At 62.9% G+C, this 16,260-nt stretch carries 9 protein-coding genes and 1 pseudogene; 1 reads left to right on the forward strand and 9 read right to left on the reverse strand.

From position 1 onward, the window contains the following. The 8 genes from AB7U92_RS06560 to AB7U92_RS06595 form a co-directional block, all read right to left on the reverse strand. On the reverse strand, window positions 1-2,289 hold a 2,289-nt coding region (locus tag AB7U92_RS06560), incomplete at its 3' end, for a DEAD/DEAH box helicase (RefSeq protein WP_428575375.1). Between the two features lie 83 nt (window positions 2,290-2,372). Next, window positions 2,373-5,135 carry a DNA methyltransferase gene (locus tag AB7U92_RS06565; RefSeq protein WP_428575376.1) on the reverse strand — a complete coding sequence of 921 codons (2,763 nt, stop codon included), beginning with the start codon at window positions 5,133-5,135 and terminating at the stop codon, window positions 2,373-2,375. Continuing rightward, window positions 5,132-6,979 (reverse strand): RNA-binding domain-containing protein, encoded by a 1,848-nt coding sequence (locus tag AB7U92_RS06570; protein ID WP_428575377.1) that lies wholly within the window; start codon window positions 6,977-6,979, stop codon window positions 5,132-5,134. Before AB7U92_RS06570 ends, AB7U92_RS06565 begins: the two co-directional genes overlap by 4 nt. Before the next feature lie 30 nt (window positions 6,980-7,009). After that, entirely contained in the window at window positions 7,010-8,680 is a 1,671-nt protein-coding gene (locus AB7U92_RS06575) for a hypothetical protein (RefSeq protein ID WP_428575378.1), read from the reverse strand. Between the two features lie 21 nt (window positions 8,681-8,701). Further along, window positions 8,702-10,147: a hypothetical protein gene (locus tag AB7U92_RS06580; protein ID WP_428575379.1), complete on the reverse strand. Its 1,446-nt coding sequence runs from the start codon at window positions 10,145-10,147 to the stop codon at window positions 8,702-8,704. A gap of 2 nt (window positions 10,148-10,149) precedes the next feature. Beyond that, window positions 10,150-13,875: a DUF6079 family protein gene (locus tag AB7U92_RS06585; protein WP_428575380.1), complete on the reverse strand. Its 3,726-nt coding sequence runs from the start codon at window positions 13,873-13,875 to the stop codon at window positions 10,150-10,152. A gap of 15 nt (window positions 13,876-13,890) precedes the next feature. Next, a complete protein-coding gene (brxF, locus tag AB7U92_RS06590; protein ID WP_428575381.1) occupies window positions 13,891-14,364 on the reverse strand; it encodes a BREX-3 system P-loop-containing protein BrxF in 474 nt (157 codons plus the stop codon). A gap of 93 nt (window positions 14,365-14,457) precedes the next feature. After that, the gene (locus AB7U92_RS06595) at window positions 14,458-15,348 is read right to left on the reverse strand and encodes a helix-turn-helix transcriptional regulator (RefSeq protein ID WP_428575382.1); all 891 of its coding nucleotides are present in this window, start codon (window positions 15,346-15,348) and stop codon (window positions 14,458-14,460) included. Between the two features lie 208 nt (window positions 15,349-15,556). Between AB7U92_RS06595 and AB7U92_RS06600 the strand changes: the two genes are divergently transcribed. Further along, window positions 15,557-16,012: a hypothetical protein gene (locus AB7U92_RS06600; RefSeq protein WP_428575383.1), complete on the forward strand. Its 456-nt coding sequence runs from the start codon at window positions 15,557-15,559 to the stop codon at window positions 16,010-16,012. An 18-nt stretch (window positions 16,013-16,030) separates the two neighbouring features. On the opposite strand, the pseudogene AB7U92_RS06605 reads toward AB7U92_RS06600, so the two are convergent. After that, window positions 16,031-16,260 (reverse strand): annotated as a pseudogene (locus AB7U92_RS06605) (hypothetical protein); the annotation flags it as partial.

Here is a 16,260-nt window from a genome sequence, read left to right on the forward strand (position 1 = left end):
GGACAGGCTGATTTCCCACAGTGACCAGACACCCTGCACAGCATCAGGCAGGCCGGTGACCTTGACCACCGGCAGGGGCTGTGCAGCAACGCAACGGGACAGCTCGCTGATCACCGCTCTCGCGCGCGGGTCCTCCAAAGTGATCCACTCCAGGTCCGGGTTGTGCTCCGCCGTCCTGGCGTCAAAGCAGACCTTGTTGGACTCACTGCCGTCGACCCATTTCACGCGCCACGCGTCACCGGTTTTCAGGGCGCTGCCGCCACGTGCCGGCAAGCCGGAGGTGATGGCGCGCTCCAGCCAGTACTGAGCCGGGTGATCGCGCCACTTGCGGGCATCGTCGGCATCCAGCGCATGGGCATCGGTCAGCAGGTCGCTGTTCTTGCGTTCGTCGGCGACCTTGTCGCGAACCTGATCGATCACTGCATCGCAGGCCTTGTCGATCGAGCCTGGGTCTTGCAAGCCCTGCACGAACACCTCGTCGAACATCGCCTCCGCCTCGACCGAGTCCATCACGTCGGAGGCCTTGTCCACGCCGAATTCCTGGGCGATGACTTCGAGCTTGGTCTCCAACACCTGGCGGACGCGGTGCTCCACTGTGTCTTCGAGAACGAAATTGACGGCCCGAACCACATGGCGCTGGCCGATGCGGTCCACACGACCAATGCGCTGCTCGATGCGCATGGGGTTCCACGGCATGTCGAAGTTGACGATGACATGGCAGAACTGCAGGTTCAGGCCTTCGCCGCCTGCGTCGGTTGACACCAGAACCCGAACGTCCCGCGAGAAGGCCTGCTGTGCCTTGGTGCGCGTATCCAGGTCCATGCTGCCGTTGAGCAGGGCCACAGAGAACCCACGGCTCTCCAAGAAGCCTGCCAGCATGGTCTGCGTCGGTACGAACTCCGTGAAGATCAAGACCTTCAGGGTCGGGTCGTTCTCTTCCTGCTGCAGCTTGTAGATCAGCTCCAGCAGGGCTTCGGCCTTCGCGTCGGTGCCCTGGGCTTCGGTCTCCCGTGCCAAGGTCAACAGCAGGTCCACCTCGGCCTTCTCCTGCACCCAGCCCGAGGTCTGCACCGCAATGTCCACCTGGCTCTGGCCGTCCAGTTCGGACCACTCGTCCATCACGGGCGAATCGAACAGCGATGCCTGAGGCTGGGGCTCGTTGAGCAGCGCCTGGCGCTTCTCCAGCGTGGTACGAATGGCCGCCGTGCTGGACGTCACCAGCCGCTGCATCAGGATCATCAAGAACCCGATGTGCCGCTGCTTGGCCGCCAGTGCCTGGTTATAGCCATGGCGCACGTAGTCGGTGACCGCCTCGTACAACCGCTGCTGGGCGCCGTGCCGGTCATGCCACGCCACGGCCTGAAGACGAGTGAGCCGGGGCTTGAAGAGCGGCTGGCCTTCCGCATCGATGGCGTTCCGCTTTTCGGTGCGGATGACGAACGGCCGCACGCGATCTCGGCTGACGCTGCCTTCATCCGGGAACGAGTCCCGGTCGATCAACTGCATCAGGCGCAGGAACTGATCAGTCTTGCCCTGGTGCGGCGTGGCGGAAAGCAGCAGCAGGTAGGGCGCCGCTTCGGCCAACGCGGCGCCCAGCTTGTAGCGGGCCACCTGGTCGGTGCTGCCGCCCATACGGTGCGACTCGTCGATGATCACCAGATCCCAAGAAGCTGAAATCAGGTCCTCGAAGCGCTCACGGTTGTAGTTATTCAGCTGCTCCGGGCTCCAGCCTTTACGCCCTTCGATCGGCTTGACCGAGTCCAGAGAGCAAATCACCTGGTCGTGCAGCCGCCAGAGGTTCTCTTCATCGTTGCGCCAATGCCGGAAGGCAGCCAATTCCGCCGGGTCGACGAACTGCAGCTTCTCCCCGAAGTGCAAGCGCATCTCGGCCTGCCATTGGCGCACCAACCCCTTGGGTGCTACCACCAGGATGCGCTTGGCCATGCCGCGCAGCTTCAGTTCGCGCAGGATCAACCCTGCTTCGATGGTCTTGCCCAAGCCCACCTCGTCCGCCAGCAGGTAGCGAACGCGGTGCTGGCTCATCGCGCGGTTGAGCGCGTAGAGCTGGTGCGGCAGCGGGACCACGGTGGACAGGATGGGCGCCAGCAGCAGGTTGTCTTCCAGGGCATCCAGCAGCTTGGCCGCCGCTGCCGTATGGAGGATGTGCTCAACCGTGGGCTGGATGCTGTCGAGCTGAGCCAGATCCTGCGAGCGCGCGCGCACCACCGCGTCTTTGGTGGGCAGCCACACGCGGTAGGCGGTTTCGCCCCACATGTCCTGCCTGTCCACCACGCGGCAGGGCGCGGCATGGCGCGCGTGCCAACACCACGCGCCAACGGCGTGTGCATCAGTGGGTTGCTCGCTTCCCGCCATCAGGCCCCAGATTCCGTGCGCGTCAGGGCCTGGTCGTACCAGAGCAGCAGCTTCTCGTCTTCCTGCAGCGCCTCTTCAGGGATCTTCTGCGCCACCTTGATGATGGTCTGGTAGTCCTTTTGGCCCCATGCAGCCTTGAAGCCAGCGCGCAGCACCTCCAGGCGGAACTCCTTCAGGCGGCGGCCCGTTGAGGCCATGTACAGGTCGAACTCCTTGAGCAGCGCCTTCTCGCGCTTCTGTTCGAGCTGGCGCGCGTTGCCGGGGTCCGGCACGAACCAGCGGTCCTTGGCCTTGGCCTGCAACTGCGGATCGTTCTTCTCAAGGTTGCGCAGGTCCCGCCAGCCGTTGGACAAGTAGGCATGGATCTGGCTGGGCACATCCCCGGTGCCGTCGTACTTGAGGAAGTTGTTTTCCAACAGCGCTGAGAGCTCGGGGCGCGTCTCGTGCTTCTTCCAACCGGCGCCGAGCTGCGTGATGAACTCGGGGTGCAGTTCCTGGTATGTGGATGGCTTGGACTTCAGGAAGTCGCTCAACCAGTCGATGGCACTGCGCTCATCACTGACGAAAAGCTCCATCTGCGGCGCCTGGGCAACCTGGGCTCGCTTCTTGTCGTAGGCCGCCACCTGGGTGGGCAGGAACACCATGCCGTCCCGCTCAGGGAAGCGGCTGCGGATGCCGCTCAGGAACTCGTCGCTCGACAGCGGTACCGGCGAATCGTGCCGGACGAACCATGCGACCAAGCGGTCGTAGATCCGACGCGGATCGCGTTCAACGATGAACTCGAGTGCGCCGTCCTTGACCTTGATCACCGACAACTGGCCCAAGTGCGTTTGGACGAAGTCCCATGCCGAGTCGGGCGTGGCGCCCCGTTCGGCGAGCCGCTGCTCCAGCCCACCGTTGGGCTTGTAGGCCGAGATGACGAGGTCCTGCTTGACGGCCGTCGTCGACGTCATCTGGCGGTAGCTGCCCTGAACCTTGTCGAGCGCGGAGACTTCGGCCACAACGAAGCCGGCCTGCTGAAGGGCCACCTGGATCGCGTTCCAGACCGAGGCCTTGCTGTTGGAGAAAACGACCGTCATCCAGCGCCCGGGCTTCAGGACGCGGTGGTACTCCGCGAAGCAGCGCTGCATCAGGTGCTGGTACTCTGGCAGCGCCTTGTTCTTGAACTTGTCGATGATCGCTTCTGGCTTCGAGTCAGTGGCCACGCCGTGCCACGACTCAACCATGAAGTTAAGGTCAGCGTAGAAGATGTTCTCGCCGAACGGTGGATCCGTGAATACGTAGTCGATCGAGTCGGCATCAAGGCACAAGCGTGCCGCAGTACCGGTTGCAATAGCCGCATGGCTTTGCCCAGCCCGAAATCCTGCGGCGGCCTTTTCAATCGTCTTCAACTTGCCGGTGAAGAAATACCACGGCGCCACTTCGGAGAGTTGGCTGGGAACGTAATAGACACCCTTCTGACCTCGGGCGTTCTGAGAGAAGGCAAGTGGCTCGTATGCATTCAGAACCGATAGATTGCGAATTCCCTGCTCAACGAAAAACTTGAGCATCGCCGAAATCCTCCGTTCCGGCCAATCGTCAGCGAGCCGCCAAAGCGCGGCCATCGCATGGCCGGCCCTCGGCAAGTAGAAGTGGTGCATCGACGTAAAGCCCTTTGGGGCGATCCGGGAGCCGTGATACATGTCCTCGATCGGAAACCGATCGGTAGGAAGGCCGGCAGGTATGGGCATCGCCTCGATTCGCGCGACGGTGGCCATGTCACTTGCGTCCGGCGACTTTTCGTATCGCGTCTTGCCCACTGCGTAAACGATCGACGAAAGGTCGAACTTGACTCGCTGCCAAGGCTTGCCACTTGCTGGGTCGATCCGAGTCTCGAGTACTCGCTCAAGTCGGTCTTTGTTGAGTTGTGCGCCGCAATGCGGACATGGGAATGTCTCGCGTACACGCTTGCTCTCATCTTCCAGCGCTTCGTCCAGAAAGTTCACCTTCCCGGCGCACTCCGGGCAGGTGAAGACCTCGCTCCAGACCGTGTACTCGATTCGTCCTTTCGTCTTGCCGTCGGAGTGCAGCGTCTCGTACATCCATCCGATCTCCTGCTCCAAAGCCTTCAGCACGTGCTTCCCGGCACTTCCGAAGGACTCCACTTCGAACGGCAGGTTGTAGTTGGCGCCGATGAAAGTGGCGGCTGGCGACAGATCGTTGAGAACCACACGACGCGCACCCCAATCAGGTGCCGGGCGTCCATCCCTTTTCCAAGCAAGTTCCAGTTCATGGCGGTATACCGCTGGCGCCGCCCCGCACCACTGCGCTGCTACTCCGGTCATGCCTGAGCCGGCAAAACCATCGAGGACAACATCGCCAGGCTTTGTGTAGTGAATGATCGATGGAACGATTGCCAGGTGCGGTACTTTCGTGTGGTACGCATGCGCCTTGTAAAGGGGATCCGTCTTGCCCTCAGACACATCGATAGCTAGTGGCTCGCGGCTGTACTTCTCACTCGGGTCGTAGGGCTTCCCATAGTGCCGGACGAAGTCCGCCAGCCAGGGATTCGGGCAAGCGGTGTAGTACGGCGGGTCCGACATCGCCAGGATGGCTTCGTCGGTTCCCTTGGGGAAACCCTCCTGCTTCCGGAACGCGGGGTCCTTCAGCTTCTCGGCGAGCAAGCCCAGGAAGTGCCCGCGGCGGGCTTCGTCGCTCGGGAATGTCTGGCCCAGGCATTCGACAGGGCCGGCGGTTGCGGCATGTTGGATCAAGTCAGTCATGTTGTCGGTGAGTTCAGTGCACGCCACGCCTTCAGGCGAATGCCGTTCTCTGTCAGCACGTAGCGCTGGGCCGAGGAGCGGGGCTTGTCTGGAATCGTCATGCGCAGGATGCCAGCCCGCAGCAGTGGCTCCAGATGCTGGCTGCGGAAGTGGGCCCGCTGGCTGTACCCGGTGATGCGCAGCAGCTCCGCCATGGCTCGCGGGGCGTCGCTGTGGGCCACGATCTTCCACTGCACATCGCTCAACCGTTCAAGTGCCTGTACAAGTGGTCTGGCGCCTTGCGCGACTTGATCGGTCACTTGTACGGTCCCGCCCGCTCCGGGGTCAGTGCCGCTAAGTCCTTGATTTTCCTGCGCAGAACCGTCTGCCTCCGGGGCAAAGCGTGCCCGCAGGTGGGCCGCCAGGCGGACATGGGGGTCGCCGTCCACGATGGGATCCACCAGCACTTGCACGGCCAGTTCCTGCGCCAGGCCTCGCGCCTGTGGCCCGCTCAGCCCGGTCAGCGCCTTGATGTCGGCCACGTCCGCCTCGCCGCGCAGCAGCAAGAACGCCACCACGGCGGCTTGCGGCGGGGTCAGGTTCGCACCCAGGCTGGCCAGCGCGAGGAGCTGGGCCTCGGACTGCAACTTCTGCTTGGGCAGCCGCAGCCGGAAGGTCTTGTCCGCCTTGTCGTTGTGGATCTCGGGCGGCAAGTAGCCCAGACGGCGCCAGCTCTCGAAGATGGCGCCGATGCCGGTGCCCCCTTGATCGGACAGGCCGATGCGGCGGAAGGCAGCCACGACGCTGGGGTTGCGCATCTCCTTGTCGCCGGGGTCCAGCAACTTCTCGCGCGACTGAAAGGCGTCGCCGGGGTTGAAGAACTCCGTGCAGTCGCGGTAGATGCGGATGGCCGGCAATCTGCCGTGGTCGCTGAAGTCCTGGTGGATCAGCAGGTTGATGGCCGCCTCGCGGAACGACACGTAGTCGGGTGGATCGTCGCTGCGGCGCAGGGTTTCGGCATCGATGGAGAACGGCCGCTCACTGTGCCGGAAGTAGAAGTCGACCACGGTGCGCCAGGCCTGCACCAGATTGCCTTCCACTGCGATGCGATCGGCCCACCGTGTGGTGGGCGAGTACTCGGTCACGGCATGCCGGTACAACTGCAGATCAACCACCATGCGGGGTAGCACCTGCGGCAAAACCTCGGCGGCACCCAGCACCAGCAGACCCGCCCGGGTGGGCATCAGCCTGCCGTCTTGCTCCACGATGAAGCCACGCTTGCGCAGGAACGTCGGCTCGTCATCACCATCATCTCGACCGGCGTTGCTGCGGCCGAACATGTCGCGGTACCAGCGGACCGACTGGTCGTCGAAACAGCGGCCGACATCGAGCGCCAGCGGCTCTGCGTCGTAGCGGGTGGGCGACGCGTCACGCATCAGCCGCATCAGCTCGTCAGCCGTGCAGGTGTCGTCACGCCCTCCGCGGCGGATGTACGAGTTCCTGGGGTTGCGATCCAGGTGCACCGGCTTCTGGTTCCGCGCTGCTTCGGGAACGAAGAACGCCAGCACGACGCCTTCTGGCATCTGATGCACTTGGCCCGTGATCGGCAACAGCGCGCTGATCTTGTTGGGGTCGCGCACCTGTCCCAGAAAGGTGTTCTGCAACTTGTCAGCGTCGACCACGCCCGTGACCGTGAACGTGCCGTTCGTTTCCCTGACACCGAACACCAGGTGCCCACCTTCGGTGTTCGCGAAGGCGCTCACGGTGGACAGCGCGTTCCTGGGCACCTCCCACGTGGCCTCCTTGAACTCGACATCGCTCCACTCGATGGAGTTCAGCGCGGCGATCAGCTCATCGCGTGTCATCAGCGACCCGGATCAATGGCGAGACCGCGCTCATGCCGTGTACGTGGGCCGACGCAGCCCCTTGAAGTCATCGAAGCTGGGCGCCACGGTTGGCAGCTCCGGGTTGGCGCCACCGATAGCCACGGCCAGCTGCGGGTACTGCGGCGCAAACTGCGGATAGCGCTCAGTGATCCACGTTGGCACATGGGGGATCGGTTTGCGCAGGATTCGACGGCCGCGAACCTCCACGACTTCAGTGGCCAGCTCCTGCACCATGGGCAGATCGGCACCGCCACCAGTGAGCACCACGTTGAGATGACTGTCGGCCATCAGGTCCAGATAGCCGTCGCCCGCTGCGCCAAGTGCCTGCAAGAGTTCACGCTGAAGCTGCTGACTGAATGCCTTGACGCGTGAGCTGGCCAGGAATGCGTCGAGGTGGACAACGGCGCGCGAACGGTTGGCCAAAGGGATCTCCACCTGGCCGTCGCGAAAGAGCGCCTCCTTCTGAAGACGGATCGTGCTCTGAAGGAAGCTGAGATTGTGGGCACCTTCGGGGCTGGCTTTGTCGATCCCCTCCAGTTCCAGAACAAAGAACTTCAGCAGGTCATCGACCCGGTTGCCCGCTTGCTCCAGCACCTTCACCGTTCCCGGCACGATGCGAACGAGGCAAACATCCTTCTCAGGGTTGTGCTGCAACAGGAACAGGCCGTAGTCGGTGGTGCCGGCGCCAACATCCACCACCATGAAGAGCTCGCGCTGAGCCTCCTCCGTCAACATCAGGCTTGCTGCAGCTGCCACAGGCTCAGGTATGCCTTCGGTGAGCAGGTAGTCAGGCAGCCCAGGCAGCAACTTGATCTGTTCCAGTGCCGCCTTGGCCTTTGCGATCGGAATGCCGCTGCGCCACTGATCGTGGAACGTGTCCGCGAGGATCTGCGCCTGCGCCAGCATCTTGCGAAGCAGTGGCTCTGCCCATTTGTTCCGCTCTTCACTCCAGCACGGCCTCGCAAAGCGGCGGGCGCAGTATCGGGACACGCCGTGCGCCTGAAGCTCCGATGTGGCCAGGTCTGTCAGGTATCCCAGGTACAGCGTGATCAGTTCACCTTCCGAGATGGGTATGTCGCTGATCGGGTTGATCTCCTTGGCCACCTGGGCTCGGTAGATGTCCAACTGCTGGCCCATGCTGAGCCTGGCTTTGGGCGAGTCAAAGCGAACGCGGCCCAGGGGCGCTGCAGCGGTACCCAGATCAACGGCCTGTGGCCCGAAGTGAAGGATTCCGTCGTCTGAGATGAAAATGGACGAGTCCACCGGGTAGCCCGATGCACCCGCGCGCTTGCCCAGGGCGAGTTCCACAGGTGTGGAGTCGCCTTGTATCGCGAACGCCTTGGACATGGCAGTTCCGAAGTCAAGGCACACAGTGACATGCGGGTCGTCAGCCTTGCCTCGATCCAAGGCCTCAAGCTTCAACTCCACCGTAACGGCGGCCGCCGGTGCGGGCGCTGTGGGTTCAACCGGTGGCGTGGTGGGCGTGGGAATCGCAGCCGTAGGTACGACCGGCACGAGCGCTGGGGCTTCCGGCACATCGCCAGGAGCGGCGAGCAGGGTTTGAAGTGCCTGCTTCTCTTTGGCCGAAATCGTGCCGAGCTTGTACTTGCCGCTGGACGGGTCCTGCTCGATGCGATCAAGCAAGTTTTCGACGAGCAGCTTTGCGGTTTCGATGTTCATGTGTCTCCCTCTATTGGTTCGCTATTCGACCAAGCCCTTCTTGACGACTGTACCGACCGCCCCGACGCTGGGTGATCTGACGATGGCCGGTCTGCGCACCGTGGCGCGAGTGCCATGTAGTGCACCTAAGGCGTCAAAATACTTCGGCGAGAACTCGATCTCGTCCCCGACTCCACCGACCAGTTCCAGACCGCGCCGTTTGGCCAAGTCCTCGATGGCGTTGTGCATAGCGATCGACTGCGTCACGATCCCCCTGAAGAGGCCCACGAGCGCCGGATCGAAGATCTCCAGCGAACTGGTCAACCGCTGCTCGGCTTCGCTGCTGGCCTTGAAAGTGCGGGCCTCGATCAGCGCCAAACCCAGGGCTTCGTCCACGCTTGTCAGCAGCGATTCCTGGAGAACGTCGCTTGCAGCGATCGGCGTCACCAAGCGGCCCGTACGCAGCCAACCTCTGATGGACTCATCGATCTCGGTGTGTTTGTCGGCCAAGTGACTGGCCACCACCCGAGCGCGCTCCTTGATGCCGCACACGAGTTCAAGCCGACTGAGCAGGTCTTGATTGGGCACTCCCATGCGGCCAAGCATGACCAGCGCTTCCGACACATCCTGGACCAAAAGGTCCATTTCCGCCTGCAGCTCGCGCGGCCAAGAGATGCCCGCGAAGAAGCTACGGCAGTACTGCAGCGCCAAGAACGTCTGGGGTTCGGTGGCGAGAGAAAAGCGCGACCGAACCAGATCGTGCAGGGTGAGAGCGACCTCACGGGTCAGCTCGATCTGTGCGTCGTCAGACTGGGGCTTTCCGGTTGAGGCCAGGGCGGTTCGCAGCAGCGCATCCAGACGCTTCCCAACATCAGCACCCGCGTCGAGAAGCGATGCGCGCACGGTTGATCTGAACGTCTCCAACGCCTTGGCGAGACGTTTCGCCAACGAGTCAGCGGGGTTCTCGGTTTGGGGATGCTGCCCTTCGAACGCCGTGGACATCAGCGCCAAGACGTCGGCGATCGTTCCGGAGCGAGACACGATGCTTTCCATCAACTCGGCGCGTGGCTTCGGTGCCGCTTCGGTAGCGAGGCTCGCTGCGAGGTAGGTCTGCAGCCACGGCGTATCGGTCTGCGAGCATGCGCGCGCAACATTCAGCCGAGCCTCCGAGTCCTCCAGCACGGCCAACGGCGGCAATGGTTGCTGCAACCCTGGTTGGATCAGCTTGATCAAGGCAGGTTGGCGCTTCTTCAGTTGCTGCGTGGCCCGGATCAACTCTGCGATCGCCAGCAAGCGGTCTCTAGGAGCCGCCTCGGGTGTGTTGGCGACCGAGATCCATCGGTGAAGGCCGGCGTCGAAGCGCGCATCGTCAGCGCGCTTCGGAATGACCTTCGCCGTCATCAGGTCTGTGAGCGCCTGGACCCGCACCGCGGAATCGTCGGTTGAAGCAAAGGTATCGAGCAATTGCTCGGCCGGCATCTCGGTCATGCTCACTCCACCACGAACCTGAGCTTGCTGGCATCCTTGCCCTTGCAGCGTTCGTTCAAGAAGGCCTCGAATCGCTTGCGCAAGTCGTCCGGCGTGGCCGGTGAGCCGCCTTGCAGCAGCGCCTTCTTGATCTCGTCGCCGCTGACGCCGATCTTCTCCAGCCCTGACAGTGCCTCCTGCACGGCGCTGACAAAGTCCGGGGTGACGGGGTCAGCCAGCTTCTTGGCCGCCACAAACTTCTTGATCAGTTCGCGGGGGGCTGCTTTCAGCAAGTCGAGGTTGGCCTGGATGATCGGGTCGTCCAGGTTGTCCAGCAGCGTCTGCTGCCAGCCGTCGAGCAACTTGTCCAGCTCATCATCCAGTTGCTTGAGCACGTTGGCGGCCGGCAGGAAGTCGCCTTGCTCGTTGGCTGGTCGGAAGCTGCAGTGCGGGCAGTAGGGGCTGGCCGACAGTTCCGACTCGACGAGCGATGCGCAACTCTTGAGCTTGTCCAGCTTGTCATCGAAGGCGGTCAGCTGGCTGGTGGGCATCAGCGAGATGCCAGCCAGGGCACGCATGGCCACCAGACGCGAGTCCTTGCGCAATGCAGACTTGGTCTTGTCCTCCGTGACGCCCAGGCGAGCCTTGCTGTGCTGGGCGATGTAGGCGGCGAGATAGTCCTTCTTGAGCTGGGCCAGGGTCTGCCGGTACTCGGCGGCATGCTGGGCGTTGCGGTCCAGCGCGAGCTTGTCCAGGATGTCCGTGCGTGCGCTCTGTGCCTTCTTCACCCATGCGTGGTCGCTGGACAGCACCATTTCGGCCTGGGACAAGTAGGCGGCCGTGCTGCCCAACTCGGTCACCAGCTCCAGCAGCTTTTCAACGGCGGCCAGAACCTCGAGGCTCTTCTTTTGGGCGTCGATGTCGTCGGAACCAATGCGCAGGTTCTTCAGCTTGCCGACCGTGTTGTAGGGAGTCAGCCCCTCCGCGAAGGTCTTGAGCGATTCGAGCCGGGTGCGCCAGTCGCGAACCTCGTCGTCCGTGAGGAGCGGCTTGCCCCAGAAGGTGAGCTTGCCTTGAAGATCGGTGCCCGCCGTGAGCACGCGGCCGACCAGCTTGGACACGGCTTCGAGAAGCTGCTTGACGGGTTCTTCCGAACCTTGCGTCGCGAGTTGTGCCAGGCCGGGCGACAGGCCAAGCAGTTCGAACAGCGATCGCAGAACGGAGACGTTGATCTCCTTCGGCGCCTCGACATGCTTGAACTGCTTGAGCTCTTCCAGGCCGCGCTCGGCCAGAAGCGTGATCTTGCCGGAGTCGATCTTGTCGCCTGTGATGGCCAGCACGATGTCGCCGGAGTAGACGAGGCCGCCCAGCACGGCCACAAGCAGGTCCGGCTCAAGGCGGAATTTCACCGGGTGGAAGTACTCCACGTCGGTCTGTCCGCTCACAAGCTCGCTGCGGTTCAGTACCTGGCCGTGCCCCTTGGCTTTCAAGCGACTCAGCACTTCTTGCGAGTACCGCGAACGCCCTGGCTCGATGCGGTCGCCATCCAGCATCTCCAGGGCGTCGAGGATGGCGTTGGCGTCCTTGGTGCGTGTGCCGCCGGCCAGCGCCTTCAGTGCGTTGCCGACCAACTGTTTGCGGTTGGATTCGGTGACCAGCACCGGGAAGGTCGGGTACTCGGGCGAGACCTCGGCGAACTGCTGATTGAGCGCCAGCCCGGAAACGACGTTGACGATGTCGCGGAAGTTGGCGCGCTCATCCGATCCCAGGCGCAGCTTGTCGCGTATGGAGACGCCCTTGGCCCAGTCCTGCAGAGTCTTGGACTTGCCCTGGTACGTGACCTCGAAGGCACTCATCTGCTTCTCCTGGAGCCACTTGCTCATGTCGCGCAGCGCGTCCTTGGCCTTGTCCAGGTAGACGGCCTTCGCGCCACCGCTGGCGGTGGAAGCAAGGTCCTGTGCCGCCGCGTAGAAGGCCAGGTGGCGCTTGATGGCGTCATCCAGGCCCTTGAGCCGGATGAACACCTCATCCGACTTGTTCTCGTCTCGGAAGCGTGGCGGCTCGAAGGGCTGGATGAAGTAGACGTAGAAGTCGCGCTCGGGCTGGGCGGTGGGCCGGTCGTTCGGGGCACCGAAGAACAGGTACCCGTTGCGTTCGACGCGGCGGTCTTGCCATTCAATCTGGTACTGCCAGATCTGATGACCCGTGACGTAGGTGCTCTCGTCGGTGCGCTCCATCAACTGCTTGACGGCGCCGTAGTAGGCGCGGTCCAACGCGTCATCCGACAAGGCCTCGGCACGCTTTTCGATCTGAGCGTCGTAGTCGACGTCCTTCTTGAGGTCGAGGAAGTACTGCTCGGTGTCCGGCGCCTTCGAGATGAACTGGCCGTTGACCGTCTTGACGATCTCGCGGAGGGTTGTCTGCACTGCTGTGAGCAGATCGTCGGCCGGGTCGCCACCCATGTCCTCGATACCAGGCTGGTACAGACACAGCGTGTCGCGCAGTTCGGCAGCGGTTGGACCGACCGGCACGTAGATGTCGCCGCCCGTCGTCAGCCGATGCACCGACAGGCCGGCAATCACGCGCAGCGCCATCGGCTTGTAGGCCGGCCGGGTGAATGCCTTGAGGACGCGTTCGGCCAGGACTTCGGACACCTTCAGCACCGGACCGATGCTGGGGTCAGAACGCAGCACGCCGTTCGATGTGATGGTTGCCCAAAACTTGTCGTACCCGATCAAGCCCGGCCGATCATCCGGGACGTCTTCAGTCAAGACGGCCTGGATCTGGTCGCGCAGGGTGACCAGGGCACCGCGCTTCTCGGTGAAGACCAGGCGCTCGAAGGTGCCGATGTACTCCGGGTGAACGGGGAACAGCCGCACGTACTCGTCCATGCGCTCGTTCATCGAGCTGTAGAACTTGGCGAACTTGGTGAGGTAGGTCCGGATCTTGTGCTGTTGGTCCGCTGTCTTCTTCAACAGGCGCTCGGCGACCACGAAGCTCACGTCTTGCCGGGCCAGCAGAACTTGGGTGAACCGGTCCTTCACCCGGCGCAGGCTGTCAGCGACGTGCTGGAAGCGGTTGCTGTCGAAGATGGCCTCCTGCACCCCCGCCACGAAGCGGAACCGCAGGTGCTTGGTGACTTCACCGATCTCACGCAGGAACGACAGGTCCAGCACCAAGTCGTGGTCCTTGCGCGAGCGCAGGTAGTCGAGAAACTCGTCGACCACCAGGAGCACGCCGTGGTTGGGGTGAACCTCGGCGAACGCGGCCATCATCTCCTCGAACGCCGCCTTGTTGTTGACCACCTTGTCGGCAGCCGGGAACGAGTAGCTGACACCGTTCTTTTCGAGGAAGAGCTCAAGCTCCTGGGTGATGATGTCCCGCAGCGACATCTGGCTGGAGATCTCGATGCGGTGGACCTTGAACTTGCCAGCGATCTTCCCCGCTGCTTCAGCGACCTTGGGGTGACGGATCATGGGCTGGTAGGCCGCGTCCTCAGCCACCAGGGACAGCACTGACATCAAGTGCGACTTACCGGTGCCGTAGTTGCCGACCACCAGCACGCCCATGTGGTCGACGGACTCGTCGAAGGAAAGCTGCGGGATCATTTGCTTGGCGATCCGCTCGGCCATGTCGTCCGACATGACGTAAGTCGCGACGAGCTTCTTGGCCTCGTCCGGACGGTTGGCGTCGAGCAGTTGGATGACCGATTCGATCGGTTCAAATTGAATGAGGTCGCCGTAGCGCATGTCTTGTTCGCTTCCCTAGTTCTGAACTTCAAACGGGACCACGCCTGCAAGGCTGTAATCCTGGTGCTCTGGGTGCCCCATGTCGGCGTAAATCAGCCGCCCCGTCCTGGCGTCGCCTTGCAACTCGCCAGGCCACACTGCTACCACTCGCCTCGCGTGAGCGTGACGCTTCAGAAGATCGAGCGGATCAAGGTGCAGGGAACGGTCGAACAGCAGCTCGAGGTTGTCGAGCAACAGCAAGTCACCGGCAGCATGTTGATCGGCCAGCTCTCGCAGGATCGCTGTGGTCTGCAAGTGGCGCTGCCGCTGGGGAATGGCCGCGAGCCGTCTGCCCAGTTCAGCACCGACATTCAGCGGCTCGATGCCCTTGATCTGTGCGAGGGACTGCAGCAGCGCCGACTTGCGCGTGTTCGGCGGCCCGATGAGCAGCACCAGCTTGCTGTGCAGCGCTCCGAGTTCATCGACCAGGCGCTCAAGCCGTTCGATCATTGGCGCCTCCTTCTCGGGTGTCGCCTGATGGGCTCAGCCGCTGGTGTGGTGATGAGCGTCGCTGTCCGCAAGTCATTTCATGCCTGGCGTTGTTTACTGGTTGGGCGAGCGGTAGCCCGGTGCCAGCACCGCGTTCTTGACGCCGTAGAGAGCAAGAGGGTCCTTCAGCCACAGCCTGAACTCGTGGCCACGCAGATGATGGTCTGGTGAACAGTCCACGCTCCACTTGCGCAGCACATAACCCGCCGTCGCCGCTCGAAGCTTCAACCTCAATGCCCCGCCCGACATGCCGTAGTCCATTTCAGTGACTTCCGGCCGCGGCTGATCCGGGTGGGGGCAAATTTCAACTTCGACGATGCGGGTCCACTGGATGTCTTGATCCGCACCTTCGTGCTCGGCGATCGACTGCGTCATGAGAACCACTGGTCTCTTGATCCGCGTTATCACGAAGTCTCGGAACTCGCGCGTCTTCCGGTCGAACGCCCGCACATGCCATCGAAGTCCGGTATCGATCAAGGCGAACGGCGCGATCTCGCGTGTGGACCGCCCGCTGCTGATCGAGTGGTACTCGATGCGCAAGGGGCGGCACAGATGAATCGCGCGCGTAACCGACGCCAGCACATCCAGGTCTGGATGCGTGAGCCGCGAAGGAATCTCACTGACAACCGCACACTTCAAGGCGGACGGCTCTCCGTCACCAAAGCCTTGTGTCAGCCACGCGAGAACTCGCTCAGGGGGGAATTCGAAGACCGGCTCGAAGCCATCGCCCAAGACGTAGCACTTGGCCTTGGCGTCGTAGTCGATGTTGTGAGAGGCGAGGTCCTTGTAGAGCGCCAGATCACGAGTCGCCGCTGCCGACTGGATGTCGAAGCGCTCGACGATGTCCTGTCGACGGATCTCGCCGAAGAAGCGGAGCCTCATCTCGATGAATGCCAGGCGGTCACGCTGCGCTTGACTGAGGGTGGGTAGCTGCTCGGCGGTCATGCTGGGCGGCGGTTGGCTGAATCTCTCGGGTGATCCTCCGAGCAGTATAGGTGCTTGAAACTATGACCAGCGCGAACTTCTTCGAGATAGATGTCCATCGCATTATGATGACCATCTGCAAGCGTGGCCCCTCCGGCGCGGATTGATAGGAAGAGCGATGACGAACCAAGCACCAAGAATGGATCTGCGGCCAGGCGTTCAGGAACCCGTGGTGCTGCTGATCTCCCGGCGGGAGGTCGAGCAGGCCGACCTTCCATCTGTCCTATCCCGGTTGAAGGTCTTCCTGGCGACCCGCGAGGACGCCTGGCGCTACCGCGGCCAGATGACGCTGGTGGTGGACGGGTACAACGGCGATCCGCGCGAACTGGTCGACATCCCTGAAGTACGGTCGCTGCTGCGCCGCCTCGAAGCCGAGTGGCCCTACTGGGCGTTCTTCTTCAACCAGGTCGACGACAGCATCAAACTGCTGCTGTCCTGCGTGGCCGGCAGCCGTTACCTCGGCCGCGGCGCCGTCGAAATGGACGCCGATCTGGTGGCCGCCGCCATGGCACGTGCGTTCGGCGGCATGAACGCCGTCTTCGAGCGCTTCAACTTCCCGGAGGACGAACTCGAGCTGATGAGCCGAGGTTTCGTCGAGGTGCTGCAGCAGGCCGGGATGGGTTGACGGCCCCTGCCCCCCAAATCAGCGAGGGCGAAGGATCACGGTGTTCGAACCGATCAGCCGGTAGCGGTGCGACCCTTCCACCAGCACGCGCCCGAGTCGACGCGCCTTTCGCAGCCCGCTGGCGGCCTCCGCGCGCGTCACCGTCGTTGGCATCGCCGGCCATCCGTTGAAGGCAACCCAGTCGTCGGGATGGGCCTGCTCGAACTTCAGCTTGCAGGCGTGGGTGCGCTCCATGGCGACCTCCAGAG

Source organism: Piscinibacter sp. (assembly GCF_050175855.1).
Classification (GTDB): domain Bacteria; phylum Pseudomonadota; class Gammaproteobacteria; order Burkholderiales; family Burkholderiaceae_C; genus Piscinibacter.

Excerpts from the sequence above, each read along its gene's own strand:
- AB7U92_RS06565 (WP_428575376.1), bottom strand. The coding sequence starts at position 5,135 with ATGACTGACTTGATCCAACATGCCGCAACCGCCGGCCCTGTCGAATGC.
- AB7U92_RS06570 (WP_428575377.1), bottom strand. The coding sequence starts at position 6,979 with ATGACACGCGATGAGCTGATCGCCGCGCTGAACTCCATCGAGTGGAGC.
- AB7U92_RS06575 (WP_428575378.1), bottom strand. The coding sequence starts at position 8,680 with ATGAACATCGAAACCGCAAAGCTGCTCGTCGAAAACTTGCTTGATCGC.
- AB7U92_RS06580 (WP_428575379.1), bottom strand. The coding sequence starts at position 10,147 with ATGACCGAGATGCCGGCCGAGCAATTGCTCGATACCTTTGCTTCAACC.
- AB7U92_RS06585 (WP_428575380.1), bottom strand. The coding sequence starts at position 13,875 with ATGCGCTACGGCGACCTCATTCAATTTGAACCGATCGAATCGGTCATC.
- brxF (WP_428575381.1), bottom strand. The coding sequence starts at position 14,364 with ATGATCGAACGGCTTGAGCGCCTGGTCGATGAACTCGGAGCGCTGCAC.
- AB7U92_RS06595 (WP_428575382.1), bottom strand. The coding sequence starts at position 15,348 with ATGACCGCCGAGCAGCTACCCACCCTCAGTCAAGCGCAGCGTGACCGC.